The sequence below is a fragment of the Pseudomonas sp. CVAP#3 genome (assembly GCF_018986375.1).
Classification (GTDB): domain Bacteria; phylum Pseudomonadota; class Gammaproteobacteria; order Pseudomonadales; family Pseudomonadaceae; genus Aquipseudomonas; species Aquipseudomonas helvetica.
In genome coordinates this window covers 22813-36089 of sequence record NZ_JAHMSC010000002.1, presented here as the reverse complement: position 1 = coordinate 36089, position 13277 = coordinate 22813, and the positions used below count along the sequence as shown (strand labels likewise).

At 54.1% G+C, this 13277-nt stretch carries 14 protein-coding genes and 1 pseudogene; 7 read left to right on the top strand and 8 right to left on the bottom strand.

Features of this window, described 5'->3' with window-relative positions; all coding sequences use genetic code 11:
* Positions 1-143: 143 nt before the first annotated feature.
* Positions 144-962 (top strand): diaminopimelate epimerase, encoded by an 819-nt coding sequence (gene dapF / locus KRR23_RS03625; RefSeq protein WP_216741384.1) that lies wholly within the window; start codon positions 144-146, stop codon positions 960-962.
* Between the two features lie 240 nt (positions 963-1202).
* Positions 1203-1646, top strand: a complete 444-nt coding sequence (locus KRR23_RS03620; protein WP_216741383.1) for a hypothetical protein — start codon at positions 1203-1205, stop codon at positions 1644-1646.
* Between the two features lie 113 nt (positions 1647-1759).
* Here the strand turns inward: KRR23_RS03620 and KRR23_RS03615 are convergent, their stop codons facing one another.
* The 5 genes from KRR23_RS03615 to KRR23_RS03595 form a co-directional block, all read right to left on the bottom strand.
* The gene (locus KRR23_RS03615; protein ID WP_216741382.1) at positions 1760-2494 is read right to left on the bottom strand and encodes a hypothetical protein; all 735 of its coding nucleotides are present in this window, start codon (positions 2492-2494) and stop codon (positions 1760-1762) included.
* Between the two features lie 279 nt (positions 2495-2773).
* Positions 2774-4534: an L-tyrosine/L-tryptophan isonitrile synthase family protein gene (locus tag KRR23_RS03610; RefSeq protein WP_216741381.1), complete on the bottom strand. Its 1761-nt coding sequence runs from the start codon at positions 4532-4534 to the stop codon at positions 2774-2776.
* A gap of 29 nt (positions 4535-4563) precedes the next feature.
* A complete protein-coding gene (locus KRR23_RS03605; protein WP_253911915.1) occupies positions 4564-5283 on the bottom strand; it encodes an HAD family hydrolase in 720 nt (239 codons plus the stop codon).
* The gene (locus KRR23_RS03600; protein WP_216741380.1) at positions 5280-6275 is read right to left on the bottom strand and encodes an isocyanide synthase family protein; all 996 of its coding nucleotides are present in this window, start codon (positions 6273-6275) and stop codon (positions 5280-5282) included. The genes KRR23_RS03605 and KRR23_RS03600 overlap by 4 nt, the downstream gene beginning before the upstream one ends.
* A gap of 284 nt (positions 6276-6559) precedes the next feature.
* On the bottom strand, positions 6560-7402 hold the full coding sequence (locus tag KRR23_RS03595) for a helix-turn-helix transcriptional regulator (protein ID WP_216741379.1): 843 nt from the start codon (positions 7400-7402) through the stop codon (positions 6560-6562).
* A 129-nt stretch (positions 7403-7531) separates the two neighbouring features.
* Between KRR23_RS03595 and KRR23_RS03590 the strand changes: the two genes are divergently transcribed.
* Positions 7532-8746, top strand: coding sequence for an MFS transporter (locus KRR23_RS03590; RefSeq protein WP_216741378.1), 1215 nt, complete (start codon positions 7532-7534; stop codon positions 8744-8746).
* 157 nt (positions 8747-8903) lie between these two features.
* Positions 8904-9434: a nuclear transport factor 2 family protein gene (locus KRR23_RS03585; protein WP_216741377.1), complete on the top strand. Its 531-nt coding sequence runs from the start codon at positions 8904-8906 to the stop codon at positions 9432-9434.
* A gap of 275 nt (positions 9435-9709) precedes the next feature.
* Here the strand turns inward: KRR23_RS03585 and KRR23_RS03580 are convergent, their stop codons facing one another.
* Entirely contained in the window at positions 9710-9982 is a 273-nt protein-coding gene (locus KRR23_RS03580; protein ID WP_216741376.1) for a DUF2798 domain-containing protein, read from the bottom strand.
* Between the two features lie 131 nt (positions 9983-10113).
* Here KRR23_RS03580 and KRR23_RS03575 point away from each other — a divergent pair, with 131 nt between their 5' ends.
* The 3 genes and pseudogenes from KRR23_RS03575 (at position 10114) to KRR23_RS03570 (ending at position 11786) form a co-directional block, all read left to right on the top strand.
* A complete protein-coding gene (locus tag KRR23_RS03575) occupies positions 10114-11055 on the top strand; it encodes a LysR family transcriptional regulator (RefSeq protein WP_216741375.1) in 942 nt (313 codons plus the stop codon).
* A gap of 38 nt (positions 11056-11093) precedes the next feature.
* Positions 11094-11198: pseudogene (locus KRR23_RS28980) on the top strand (hypothetical protein); the annotation flags it as partial.
* Positions 11199-11264: 66 nt separating this feature from the next.
* Positions 11265-11786 (top strand): hypothetical protein, encoded by a 522-nt coding sequence (locus tag KRR23_RS03570; RefSeq protein WP_216741374.1) that lies wholly within the window; start codon positions 11265-11267, stop codon positions 11784-11786.
* A gap of 97 nt (positions 11787-11883) precedes the next feature.
* Here KRR23_RS03570 and KRR23_RS03565 read toward each other — a convergent pair whose 3' ends face one another.
* Entirely contained in the window at positions 11884-12351 is a 468-nt protein-coding gene (locus KRR23_RS03565; RefSeq protein WP_216741373.1) for a GNAT family N-acetyltransferase, read from the bottom strand.
* Between the two features lie 288 nt (positions 12352-12639).
* A complete protein-coding gene (locus tag KRR23_RS03560; protein ID WP_054598121.1) occupies positions 12640-13188 on the bottom strand; it encodes a cupin domain-containing protein in 549 nt (182 codons plus the stop codon).
* Between the last annotated feature and the right edge of the window lie 89 nt (positions 13189-13277).

Here is a 13277-nt window from a genome sequence, read left to right as displayed (position 1 = left end):
CCCTTTGATGCCGTCGTCTAAGGTATGCATCTGTGAAACGCATCTGTCTCTCGAACTTTCACACCGCTTGAAAAAATCATACGAACAAGGCTAGATCGCCTTTAAACGTCAATTCACCATATGCCTCTCGCCAGGGTCGATCAATGCCGCTGAGCTTTCATAAAATGCACGCCAATGGCGATGACTTCGTTATCGTAGACTCGCGAAACTCGTCCAATCCAATGACAAGTAACATGGCTCGGCGAATGGGTGATCGGAACCGCGGAGTCGGATTCAATCAACTCGCAGTGGTGCTCGATTGCGATGACGCAGATGCGCGCTTGATGTTTTGGAATGCAGATGGCTCCACGCTGGACGTTTGTGGCAGCGCAACGCGGGGTGCTGCGGATATGCTGATGCGTGAATCCAATATTACTTCGATAGCGCTCCGAACCAACCGTGGTCTACTGACTTGCGAACGAACCTCAACCAGCGCAATTTCGGTCAACATGGGAGAACCACTTTTCGGCTGGTCGGATATTCCTCTGGCTCTGGAAATGGATACTGCTGTTTTGCCACTTGCTGGTGGCCCAACAGCTTGCAGCATGGGAAATCCGCACTGCACCTATTTTGTGGATGATCTAACAGCTGTTGATATCGCGACAATCGGGCCGGCAATTGAAACCAACCCCCTATTTCCCCTCAGGACGAACGTGCATTTCGTCCAAATCATTGACCGAAAGCACATTCGATTGCGCATTTGGGAGCGTTGGGGCGGTATTCCGCTTGGTTCAGGTTCCTGCTCTTGCGGCGCTGCTGTTAACGGAATTCGTCGTGGCTTGCTAGACAATTCCGTTGAGGTTGAATGTGATGGCGGAACTGTAACGGTTCAATGGGATGGCGTGGGACCTGTCTTTCTCATCGGACCGGTAGAGACGATTTTTTCGGGAATAATTACAGATGGCCTGGTACAGGCTTTGTAGTTTCTATATCTGTGATAAACAGCCAAATTAATCATTCACGACCAAAAGTTGGTACTTATTGCGCAACAAAGGGGACACCCATTAGCCTTGACTTGAGACCGATTAATGGGCGCCCCGCTTTTTCCAGGTCATTTACTTATCTGGCGGCAGTGACGCCTAATAGACGGCTCAAGGCCGTTCGCGTCGCTTACTTGGAGCTGCGCTCCGCAGCCCTCCCCTGAACCAAACGTTAGGCTTCGTATGCATCCAGTAGCGAAAAAATATTTTGAGTTAGGTCCAGAGAAACAAAAAAAGGTCCATATTGATCTTTGCAAAAAGGCTTATAAGCTTTGGCTTAACTACACCAGCAACAACGGAATCACTGAATACCGTGAAACCCTTGCAGGAACAGTGCAAAAAATTGACTTTTCTTTACCCTACGATGCAATAGAAGCCGTCATCAAAGGTAAAGACGAATTAAATATTAACGAGCGTTACTTAGAACCTGCTACGGCCCTACAAGACGAAGATTTAAAATTTAGCGCCGACATGGAAATGGCATATTATTCAATTTACAATCTTTACCAGTACCACATAACAGGGAAGCTAGGTGATAGCTGGGTTATAGTTAATCAAGCTCTATCGGCACTCGGAGAGCACAATACGATTAAATGTTTAGAAGCTGCAATTAATAATGCAGCCTAACCCTATACAAAGGTGACAGATCTATTTACTCAAATAGATCTGTCACCTTTTTCCTATTTTCTTTGCTCCTTACACTTTTGGCAGTTGCAGGTCGACACCACTTGGCCTGAAGGCTATTGCCCGGCAGCGCTCAAGGCCCGTAACAACCGAGTCTCAATCCAGCCTGTATCGCCAGCCGTGTCAATCAGATATTGATGGTTGATTGGGTAGGGATTGCCTAGCGTGTTCACCGGCTCTCCGGAGTTTGAGAATACCTTGCCGATGGAGCAGCGATGCTCTCCGGTCTGCCAGATCTGTGACAACCCCTGCGACCGGTTTTTTTTGAGTACAAAGTGGAATGGGTACCGTGCATTTGCTCCGGCCCCAAAGTTACCCAGCGTCAACAGAACATAAGGAATCACCCAGAGCGGGATATCCTTGTACGCCCAGATGCTTTTTCTGTCGGCTCGAGCTATCAACTCAGCGAACTGCCCTGCCGTAAGGTTTCCTTTTCGGCATATTGCCAGGCAGAACGCATATGCTTGCTTCAGGTTGTCTGGTTCGAAAAACTCATCACGTAATCGCTGACCACGTTCATCATCCCAGCCATCAGCATGCATGCCTCTAAATCGACCCGAACGATTTGCTTCCAAGCAGTCATCTAGGGGGTCGATAGCTTCATCTAGGTTCTGGTGATCGAATCGTGACGTAACGTTCGTGCTATGTACGCCATACGGATCGACGCGTTCATCGCAACCCGGACAGTACGGAAAAATACCCTTCTCTCGATAATTTGGACCACTGCGACGTATGAACTCTTCAGGGGTGACACATTCTCCGCCTGCTCTCCCATAACATGCCAACAGCATTTCTCAACCTCCTCCTTAAGTAAATTTGGGTTAGATGATGCCAGCAATGGAACGAAAGGAAAGAGGACAAAAGGGACTGATTTATTTTTGATCGTGATGCGCAACGCAGCGGACAAGGTCACGGAAGTGGTGGTGCCAGGGGCAGGACATTGGCTGATGGAAGAGGCGCCGACGCAGACTATTCGGGCGGTTCGCGACTTTATTGCGCAGTGATGGGAAGAACTCTGGAAGGGAATTTCTTGCAAGGCCCTGTCTCCAGGGCCTGCCAGACAATAGCGGTTAGTAAACCTGCACCCGCCATAGCTCCCGCGAGGAGGAAGCCGGCGACATCGGCAGTCGGCCGTGCAGCGTCCGATAGTTGTCGATCAGCACCAGATCACCTTCGCTCCATTGATGGGCGATCAGGCAGTCCGGGTCATAAACCAGCGCGTTGACCTGTTCAAGCAGCGCCTGCTGGGCCTCCTCGTCATGGTCCTGCACAGACTGGCTCAGGGTCTGCAATGCCGAGTCTGTGCCCTCTTGGTAACGCAGGATGAGTTCGCCGCTACGGGGGTTATGATCCACCAGGCTGAACATGCGCGGCGAACCACCGAAGTAAGTCATCTTGGTGTAGTAGGTAATGTTCACCGCCTGCCATTGTCGGGCGACGTGCTGCCCGACTTTTCGCAGCACGTTTCGGCTGTCGACGATGGTGGTCTGACCCTCGCCCGGCTGCGGCGCTGTCTTGCAATACAGCATGAATTTGCTGGCGCAGAATTTCGGATTGCGCTGAACCTGTGGGTCGCTGTCGGGCAGCATGTTCAGGTCCCAGTGCAACGGCGTTTTCTCCAGCGAGTGCACCACGCCCTGGGGTTTGTCCGCGGGCTTGACCACATTCACGGCACCGAAGGCCCACTCGTACAGCGTGCCAAAGCGTTCGCAGCTGCGAGCAAAACTGTCCTGGTCGTCGAAGCGACAGCCCTTGAGACAGACGAAACCAAAGGTTTCCACCAGTGCCTCCAGCAGGCCGCTGGACAGTCGCTCGAAACCCAGCCCCAGCGGGTCTCGCACCACCAGGCCAAATAGCGGAAGCTTTTGCAGTTCGTATTCGAAGCCTTGGGCCTGCGAGTTTTCTGTTTGGTGGTAGAGCCATGGCCGCCCCTGCCAGGTGATCAGCACATGGTGGTCGAGGTCGACCTGGGCCCGTGCGCGAAGACGCTGGCTTCCATCGATGTTGCACACCGGCACCGCATGCCAGGGGCTATCGACACGGGTCAGCCCTTCAGCCAACCCAAAGGTAAATTTGGGCCCGGCGTTGCTGTACTGATGGACCGATAATCGAATGTCGTCGCCGAAGAAACGATCCACTGCCGCATTCAATGCCTGCCCGCGAAACATCATCTGGTAGGCTTTGAAGTTGATTTGCTGCAGGTACTCGTCCTCGCTCTGCCCGTCCTCACGGCACAGGCGCAGGTCGTTGTACAAATGACTACAGAGGTTGTCATGGGCCTGGCTGAGGGATTCATCGTGCCGGCTCTGCTCGATCAGTTCGCCAAGGTTTTTCCAGGGTAGACGGGCCTGCTTGACCAGGCTGGCGCGGACCGCCTCGGCACTTTGGGCCTGCGGGAACAGGTCTTCCATGCTGACCCACTGAATCGTATGGGTGGTGCACAGTTCACGCAAAGCCCGGTTGTAGGCCGCGCGAACGTCGTCGGCCACCCCAACGATGTCATTGAACGTCGTCCCGTCGCTGAGGATCGACACCACACAGCCCGGTGCATGCAATGCGGCGATGGCTTGGCCGAGCTGGTCGAGGCGCTCGATGGCCATCACCTCACCATAATCCGGCAGTACGCCGAAGGTCTGGTCACTGGCATTTGGCGACTTGCAGGGAAAACCTGGCAGTACCAGACGCACTGGCAGGTTTTGATCAAAGTACTGCCCCAGGCTGTGCGCCAGATGCGCCCGGCCTTGTGTTTCGAAACAATCATCCGTGCCTTTGAGCAGATAACCAGACAGCAAATCGCTGACGGCAGCGATCCAGGCATCTCTATGTTCCATAGAACAACTTCCTTGAGGGTTTGTGTGTATCAATAGGATTTGACGGTATCGCCATGCTCGGTGAACGCATGCGCTGTCCCGCAGACTTGCTGCAGAATGCGCAACAACCCGGCCGGTTGTTCACAGCAGAAGTTCGGAGCCTGGGCCTGCAAAGTATGAGTCTGGCCATACCCCCAGGTGACCGCTGCCGAGTACATACCTGCGGCACGGGCAGTTTTCAGGTCGATCTCTGTGTCACCGACGAATAAACAGCGTTGCGGATCAACCGACAACCGCCGCGCGGCTTCCCATGCCACATCTGGCTGAGGCTTGAGTGACCTGCCCGTGCGATGCCCCAGTATCGGCCCGAAAGCATTCTGCGGCAGTAATGTTCTGGAAACCTGCAAGGCCATTTCCTCGGTCTTGTTGGTCACGATAGCCAGCGGCAGCTGTAACTGGCGGCAGCCTTCGAGCAATTCCAGTACACCGCTGAATGGCCGGGAAAATTGAACCAGGTTGTGCTGATATAGCGTCACATAGCGCTGGTGCAGGGCGATCGCATCAGCGATACCAAACTGCGCGGCAACCCGCTCAATCATCGCAGTGGTCCCGCCACCGATATACCCCCGCACGGTTTGCGCAGTCAGCGCCGGGCAACCGTGTTCGAGTAACACCTGGTTCAGGCACCAGGTGATGTCCGGCAAGGTGTCCACCAAGGTTCCATCCAAATCGAAGAGTACGGCTTCGACCCGCAACCGAGACGCCATCATTGAGCACTGGCGTAGTGACAAGGACGCCCCTTGCGAAACACCAGACGGTGGTAGCGCTCATCGACATTACTGCGTTTTTCGAGGGTGACCACACCCCGTCGCTTGATGGCTACCGAATGCCAGGGCGTACGCCACAGGTCACTGGTTGGCACCAGCCGGATTCCGATCTTCGTCGACACCGCCAGTTGCGGGTGAATCGACAGGCGCAGGCAATGCGGGTAGCGAGCCAGTAATAGGGCGCTCCAGGCTTCACTGCGCTGAATCACCCGCTGGGAGGCCGGCTTGGCGACCTTCTTCACCGCATTCAGGCTCATGCCGGCGAATACCTTGAGCCCCGAATAATCCTCGGAAAGAAAGCGATGGATACCGCAGTACATCAACATCATGTGCGGTTCATCCTTGAAGCGCTGCTGCAACAGGATCAATGACTGGCCGTGCTCGATCATCATCTCCTCACGCATGGCGTCCAGACAATCAAGCTGAGGATAGGCATCCCTGAGGTCGAAATGGGCGAACGTACCGGGATAGTGCTGTTCGGCGTAATCCTGGATAGCGTCGGTGTAAGCCTTGACGTCAGAATCGGGAACATGCACCAAGTCAGAGAACACATAGCCATCGGAGCAGATATGAATCAGCGCGCCCGGCGCATAGATCTCCCGGATCTCCTCACACAGGCGGTGTAACTCGTCGATTGCATGGTGTTCAGCAAGATCAGGGAGATGGCTCAGGGTTTTCTTGCGGCTGGGCGACTTGCCGGGAAAGGCTGGCAAGACCATTTCGACCTTGCGACCGCTCTCGACCGCCTGCATTACCTTCGCCAGATGGGGTTCCAGCACCTGCAACGAAAGCTCATGATCCTGTTCCGGGGCAAGACTACGACGCCGAAACAGACATTCGAGGATTTGCTGGGCAATGTTCATGTGCGGAGTGTTCTGATGCGCATGCACCAGCTGACCGCCCGCCTGTTGGGCAACGGTATTTGAACCTTGCATAGACAATCCTTTGTGTGGTGAATAACGGCTATCTTTTGGCCGTCAGCAGATATGCCTTATCTGCGGGCGGCTAAATTCCTACAAGTCGTGAGAGTTTGTCAATCGTGGCCATCAGGAATATTAAGTCCTGCACGAGCCCCCCCGCCCCCCGGGGGTCTGCCGTCAGTTAAGCAACTAACCCGTGCCTGACCTGCAAAGCCCCTTCACCATAGGAACACAAGCCAACTGAAGCCCGGAGGGCGAATAGTAAATAGTGGATAAGGAGCGCATGATCGGCTTGCAAACTAGCTATATCTGCCCTGAAGCCATCCCTCAAACTTACTCTGAGCAGCGCCTTCCAAACTGGGCGCGTAATAAACCAAGTGCAAGTGCCTGTCGGCGTCAATTATCAGGGTTGCATGCTCAAACGAGATATTTCCAAATGACGGAATTTCAAAATTTCTGATGCCTTGGCAAGGGCCGTGAATATCCTGCCTGTTCCACCAATACTTGAACTCTGCACTGACTTTCTCGAGGCTGCGCACCAGCTCAGCAACATCGCTTTGCGCCGAAGCATGAACAAAATCCCTGCGAAAGCTAGAGAGCATTTGTATCGCCTGCTCCTCCCAGGGGCACAACAGCGAACGCATTTTCTCATCAGTAAACAGCATCCACAGGAGGTTGCGCTGCTCTGGAGGTTTGTCTGCAAAGTTGAATACTTTATCGCCGGCCGGATTCCATGCGAGAACGTCCCAACGCAAATTCAGGACATAGGCGGGGCGCAGCGGCATGTCTGCCATCAAACGATGGATGATCGTTGGAACGACGCACCAAGTCTGTGCCTGTTCTGCTGGAGCACGTTGGTAGGTCAGCAAGTAAAGGTGCCTGCGTTCCATGGCGTCAAGTTTCAATACTCGACATAGACTGTCGAGGAAAGCCGGTGAAACCCCAATATCGCGGCCTTGCTCAAGCCATGTATACCAAGTCAAGCCGACGCCTGCCAACGCGGCGACCTCCTCACGACGCAGCCCCGGTGTCCTTCTTCGCCCAGTCGTTGGTAATCCTGCTTGCTCGGGTGAAATGCGCTCTCGGCGACTGCGCAAAAATGCCGCCAACTCGTCTCGGGTGCGTTCGAGTGTTCTTCCCATTACACAGTTGCTCCCTGTAACAGCATAAAGTGTAGATATTGTAACAATGATTAGCTTGCTAAAGAATTTGCCGCGCAGGGGATGACGCGTAATTGTTGCGCCGCCCTAATTTCGCAAAGGGAGATTCTTATGTTCAGGACAACACCCTCTTCGGTCTATTGGATTGCTGTCGGCGCCTTCGCGCTGGGTATGGCGTCCTATGTAATGGCAGGCCTCGTTCCTATGATTGAACAGGCCTTTAGTGTGCAGGTGGCGGTGGCTGCTCAATTGGTGGCGGTGTTCTCTTTGGCTTATGGCATCGGGTCGCCTATCTTCGTGGCCCTGTTACCCCCACAACGACAGAGGCTCGGGTTGTTGTCCGCCTTGGCGATCTTCGTCTTGGCCAATATGGCCAGCGCTGTCGTTGATGATTTCGCTGCGCTGTTAGTTTGTCGTGCAATTGCCGGGCTGGGGGCCGGAGTTTATCTGGCAACCGGAATCACTGCTTGTGTTGCAGTATCTGAACCTAACGGGCGCGGTCGAGCGATCGCCGTCATCATGGCTGGAATGGCCAGTGGAACCGTGCTGGGCGTCCCTTTCAGTCTGCTGCTTGCTGAGCGGTCAGGGTGGCAGGCCGCTCTGTGGCTGATTGCTCTGCTTGGTGCTGCCTCATGGCTGGGGTTAGTAGTCAACCTTCCAGCGCTCCCTGCCGGACCGCAGATGACCATCCGTAGCAAACTCTTATTGCTAGAGAACCGGAAGGTAGTGAGCACCCTGCTGGTCTCGCTGCTAGCCGCAGTGTCCAGCTTGGGGATGTACACTTTCATCGCCCCGCTCATGACGGATCCCGCCTACGGAGGAGTCGATAGCGTGACGCCATATCTTTGGGTTTGGGGCCTTGGTGGGGTAGCAGGAAGTTTCTTGATTACCCCGCTGGTTGAACGTATTGAAGGACCCGTGCTGATATTTATCATAATGCTGGTGTTGACTGCGTCGCTATTGGCGCTGCCGCTGGCCGCCGCCGTATCGCCTTGGTTAGCCATGATTCCTATCGCTACATGGGGATGCGTGGGGTGGGCCTTACAGGTTCCGCAAAATAACGAGTTGATCTCAGAGCGGGAGCGAAATGGCGATGGTAATTTAGCAGTCGCCTTGAACGAGTCAGCACTTTACCTGGGGAGCGCATTAGGTGCTGGCGCGGGAGGTTTCCTATTGCTGTTGGAAATGCCAAGTTGGACGCTAGCGATCGGGGCCGGTGCAGTGGCGTTTTTTGGCACCGCATTGCAGCTTCTGAAGCTGCGCACACATCGATCTCGCCCATTCGGTAAAGTATTTCGAGCATCGGTCGCTGACCGCTTTAAATAAACAGCCGACCTCTGTTTCAGCGCTCGAACTCGTTGTCGAACACGTTAGGCTTGCTTCAAGTTTCGCCTTTCACGTTCATCGACTTTAGAACGTGAAGGCGTGACCTCGCAAAGCAATCACCCACATTAACTTCATCGACTTTCAGGACGTCTCCAAGATGCCGACCACCGCTCGCTCGATTGAGAAATACATCCTTGCCAAGGACGGAAACCGACCAGACCTTCTGCGGCAATGCTTCACTCCCGACGCAACCCTTGAGATGGTTGTGCGTACAGGCGTCATTTCATTTCCCCCCCATGTCAACGGCCGGGCAGGCATCGCGGACATATTAGTGCGCCGCTTTGGCCAGTGTTATGAGAACGTTTATACTTTCTGCCTCGGCGAGCCACCAAAGACAGAGGCCACCGCACATACCTGCAAATGGTTGGTGGGGATGTCGGTTAAAGAAACTGGCGAACTGCGCGTAGGCTGCGGAGAATATCACTGGCGGTTCCTGCAAAAATCAGGGCTTGCATCGCATCTACGCATCACGATCGAACACATGCAAGCCTGCACAGCACAGGACTTGGAGTCAGTAATGAATTGGCTGCAGAGCCTCAATTATCCGTGGTGTCTCTCCAGCGATATGATTGATACAGCGCCGCATATCAGCAACATTGACCAAATCGTTGAGTACCTTAAAACCTGAATATTGAGACATCCAGCCAGTACAACTAACGTGATTAGATGGAAGCCCGCCGATGCAGCAGCAGCTCAGTGCCTCTGGATGAACACCTCGGTTTTCCAGCGCAGCTTTCAGGCGGTCGGCACGATCCCTCGCCGTATCGTGCGTAGTTGCCTTATCGGCATACCCGACCTCACATCAGGTCAAACGTAACGACTCCGGCCTGTGACGACCGGCAACAGTCAACCCGATATGGCGGTCCACAATGCCTCACCAATTGGGCCGCTGAGAGGCCGCTCTTAATGTGGGTGTACAGTTAAAGACACCAGTTTGAGCACAATGGGGCGAACGACCAGTATGCACAGGAATGCAACGGGCATAGCCAATTTATAGGCGTGCAGCGTATTACTTAGATAATCAGTCTCAATGCCGGAATTTGCCGCAGTGATCACGAGTGACATCAAGAACGCCATGATGGTGGCCATATAGAGTGCGAAAATATAGTGAGTCGTGCGAGCCGAGAGCTTGCGCCGGTTGAAAAATGGAGCTTTAGAGGATGCTTTGGGATTCATATCAGACCTTTTTGATCTTCCATTGATAGGTAACGAGTACCATAACAAGATCAAAAATCAGCAACTAGACGATTAACAGTAATTACTTTATAAATAAAATCTTATGAATGATTTTTCCCATTGGGTTAAAGATGAACCTGTTAGGTGCGATTGATAGCTTTATCAAGGTGGTTGAAGCGGGCTCCATTGTGGGCGCAGCCAAAACCCTGGGTGTCAGTGCCGCAGCCGTTAGCCAGACCATAAATCGCTTGGAAACCCATCTAGGCACGCGCCTTCTCCAGCGCACCACACGTAGCATGGTGTTAACCGAGAACGGCACGGTGTACTACGAAAAAGTTAAGCGCATAGCGCGTGATCTCGAGTCGGCGCAACGTGCGATCACCAGCGCGCAGACCCAACTCCAAGGGCGACTGTGCATCGCTTCTACCTCAGCTTTCGGGCGACATGTGTTGGCATCACTGATCGCCGGTTTCGCTACCCGTTACCCACGCCTGACAGTTGAACTCTCAACCACAGATCGCAAAATTAATCATATTCAAGAAGGCATTGATCTGAGCCTGCGGATCAAACCACAACTAGAAGAGGGGATCGTCGCTCGCAAGATCGTTTCGGTCCCTTTTATCATCTGCGCGTCACCCACCTATTTGGAACGAGTCGGCTGGCCACGCACCCCTGAAGAACTCCAACAGCACGCCTGCCTAGCCTTTCGCTACCCGCTAGATGGACGCTTTCTACGTTGGGGCTTTATCCGGGACGGGCAACGTTATGACGCTACTCTCAATGCGACCGCAATCAGTGACGATATTGACGCTCTAGCCCAAATGGCTATCCACGGCGCGGGAATTACCCGCTTAGCAGAGTTCGTGGCGGCACCCTATATCCAGAGTGGCCAACTCGTTCCTCTGTTTGAACATCGCCACGCTTCAACTTATGCCTACGCTGAACCGCTCGATATTTATGCATGCGTCCAAGAACGTGCCGCCATCACACCCAAGGTCAAAGCTTTTATGAATTATTTGACTGAATATCTAGAAATGCGCTGGCCGATGAACAATACCTTTACTGCGTCCTGACACCGTGTTTACCGCCTTCATAAATCTAATGGCCGAGCGGCGCTATTCCCACTGACACAGACCGGCCTGCGTACCATTCCGCAATTCCGCTAAAGATCGACATCTATGGCTATCTCAATCGCATCCAATCGACTAGACGGTTGGGGACAACCGGTGACAGATCTATTTTTAAAGTGCCCCACCTCAAACTGAAACGGACAGAGACAATCATGAAACCGCTTTACCTGGGCTCGCTTCTGCTGCTGACGGCGGGTTGCTCACAGACCCCACAATACGTGCCTCCAGCAAACGCCCCTCAAGCGCAGATTCGCAGTGAGATGGACGCCATGATCAACCGTCACAACGGCCTGAGTCTTACCGAAGCGCCGACCATGGCCTGTAAGTTCGGCAGGTCGGTGGCGGTGACGCCTGGTCGGGAACTGTTCTCGGTCAGTGGAGAGACATCGAAACCCGAAGGCTTCCGCGCCATTGAGGCGGCCAAACCGATCCACTTAGTGCTGCACGGCTGGGCCAGCGGCAACCGCACCTGCAAAATCGATTTCGTCAGTGAGTTCATCCCAGGTGCCCACTATGTGATCAAGGGCGGCATCGCCGACGGCCCTAATGATTTCGGCACCTGCCAAGTCAGCATCTTTGATTTGGATTCTGAGGCCCGACTCCTTCAGGCAAAGCAGTCATCGCCAAAAGCCAACGGCTGTGTTCTGGACCGGTTGCAGCTGCCGACGCATTGATTGCGCTGATCCCGCCAAGGGGAGCAGCAAAAAAACAAAAGGGGGACATCCATTAACCGGCCTCGAGTCACGACTAATGGGCGCCCCCTTTTGTTCTCTACAAAAGCCCCTTCACCATAGGAACACAAGCTAACTGAAGCCCGGAGGGCGAATGGTAAATAGCAGGTTCGTCGCCCACGTAACCGCATCGCCGGTAAAAGGCAGCAGCGTTCAACGTAGCGTCCAGATTGACTTCTTTCAGCCCCAGACTCCGCGCGAGGTATTCCAGGTAGCTCAGGATTCTCAAGCCGATGCCTTGTTGCATAAAACCCGGGAGCACAAAGATCGCGCCGATTTCGCCGCTCTCCAGATCAAGCATTCCCGTCGCCACCGGTTCCCCTTGAATACAGCCCAGATAAAAGTGTTTTTCCATCAGGTCGCTGTACCCGTCCTCGGCTGATCCTGCCGTCCAGGCCAGCATTTGCTCCGTGGCATAGGCGCCGATGCATTGATGCCGTATCGCTTGAAGCCGAATATCGAAGGCGGTTTGGGAATCGCTTGGTGTGGCGCGTCTGATCTCGAACATTTCATTCTCCGTTAGCCATCGGTGGACGGAGAACTAAAAAGCCCCGTCCATTTCTGGCGGGGCCTTGGGTAATTACGTCAAATCCTACGAACGCATGACCTCACGGCCCGCCAGAGGCGGTCATGGAGGAGCACATCATGTTCATGCGGCGTGTGTAGGTCATGGAGTGATAGTGTTTGGGGTGATCCGGCTTGTCAATCTCGGAGCGGAGTTACGAAACTTCCGCGTCCGACTCAGGCGGTTTGAAAACGTTCGGGTTCGAAAGCAGCCGCCGAGGCCGCTTTCACATCAGAAGTTAGCTGGCGTATTCGCACTAATAATCTCTGCCTCATCCGCCCCAATATTCCGAAACCGATGCGGCAGCGTCGTCGGGAAGTAATACCCATCCCCGGCGTTCAGCACACTGATCTGCCCATCCACGGTCAGCTCAACCGTGCCACGGGTAACGAGCCCACACTCCTCCCCTTCCACATGCACAATCGGCTCTTCGCCCGAACTCGCACCCGGCGCGTACTGCTCGCGCAGCAGACGCATCTGCCGACTCGGCACCGACGCGCCGATCAGCAAAAGACGCAGGCCATCACGGCCCAGATCGGGCTGCTCGTTTGCGCGGAAGACGTATTTGTGCTCTTGGGGCGGTTGATCGAAGGTGAAGAAGTCCGCCAAAGACATGGGGATGCTTTCGAGGAGCTTTTTCAGGGAGCTGACAGAAGGACTGACTCGATTCTGTTCGATCAGGGAGATGGTGGCATTGGTGACGCCGCTACGCCGGGCCAGCTCGCGCTGGGACAGTTTGTAGCTTTCGCGTACTAATTTGAGTCGAGAACCCGTATCCATGACAGCCTTATGTGAGAACGACTAATGGGGGTGGATGGCGGGCGACTTTTGGCCGCGAAGAACACCGCTTCCCTGTCCCTGAACCGTGA

Excerpts from the sequence above, each read along its gene's own strand:
- KRR23_RS03610 (WP_216741381.1), bottom strand. The coding sequence starts at position 4,534 with ATGGAACATAGAGATGCCTGGATCGCTGCCGTCAGCGATTTGCTGTCT.
- KRR23_RS03620 (WP_216741383.1), top strand. The coding sequence starts at position 1,203 with ATGCATCCAGTAGCGAAAAAATATTTTGAGTTAGGTCCAGAGAAACAA.
- KRR23_RS03570 (WP_216741374.1), top strand. The coding sequence starts at position 11,265 with ATGAAACCGCTTTACCTGGGCTCGCTTCTGCTGCTGACGGCGGGTTGC.
- KRR23_RS03590 (WP_216741378.1), top strand. The coding sequence starts at position 7,532 with ATGTTCAGGACAACACCCTCTTCGGTCTATTGGATTGCTGTCGGCGCC.
- KRR23_RS03575 (WP_216741375.1), top strand. The coding sequence starts at position 10,114 with ATGAACCTGTTAGGTGCGATTGATAGCTTTATCAAGGTGGTTGAAGCG.
- KRR23_RS03580 (WP_216741376.1), bottom strand. The coding sequence starts at position 9,982 with ATGAATCCCAAAGCATCCTCTAAAGCTCCATTTTTCAACCGGCGCAAG.
- dapF (WP_216741384.1), top strand. The coding sequence starts at position 144 with ATGCCGCTGAGCTTTCATAAAATGCACGCCAATGGCGATGACTTCGTT.
- KRR23_RS03605 (WP_253911915.1), bottom strand. The coding sequence starts at position 5,283 with ATGATGGCGTCTCGGTTGCGGGTCGAAGCCGTACTCTTCGATTTGGAT.
- KRR23_RS03560 (WP_054598121.1), bottom strand. The coding sequence starts at position 13,188 with ATGGATACGGGTTCTCGACTCAAATTAGTACGCGAAAGCTACAAACTG.
- KRR23_RS03595 (WP_216741379.1), bottom strand. The coding sequence starts at position 7,402 with ATGGGAAGAACACTCGAACGCACCCGAGACGAGTTGGCGGCATTTTTG.
- KRR23_RS03600 (WP_216741380.1), bottom strand. The coding sequence starts at position 6,275 with ATGCAAGGTTCAAATACCGTTGCCCAACAGGCGGGCGGTCAGCTGGTG.
- KRR23_RS03565 (WP_216741373.1), bottom strand. The coding sequence starts at position 12,351 with ATGTTCGAGATCAGACGCGCCACACCAAGCGATTCCCAAACCGCCTTC.
- KRR23_RS03615 (WP_216741382.1), bottom strand. The coding sequence starts at position 2,494 with ATGCTGTTGGCATGTTATGGGAGAGCAGGCGGAGAATGTGTCACCCCT.
- KRR23_RS03585 (WP_216741377.1), top strand. The coding sequence starts at position 8,904 with ATGCCGACCACCGCTCGCTCGATTGAGAAATACATCCTTGCCAAGGAC.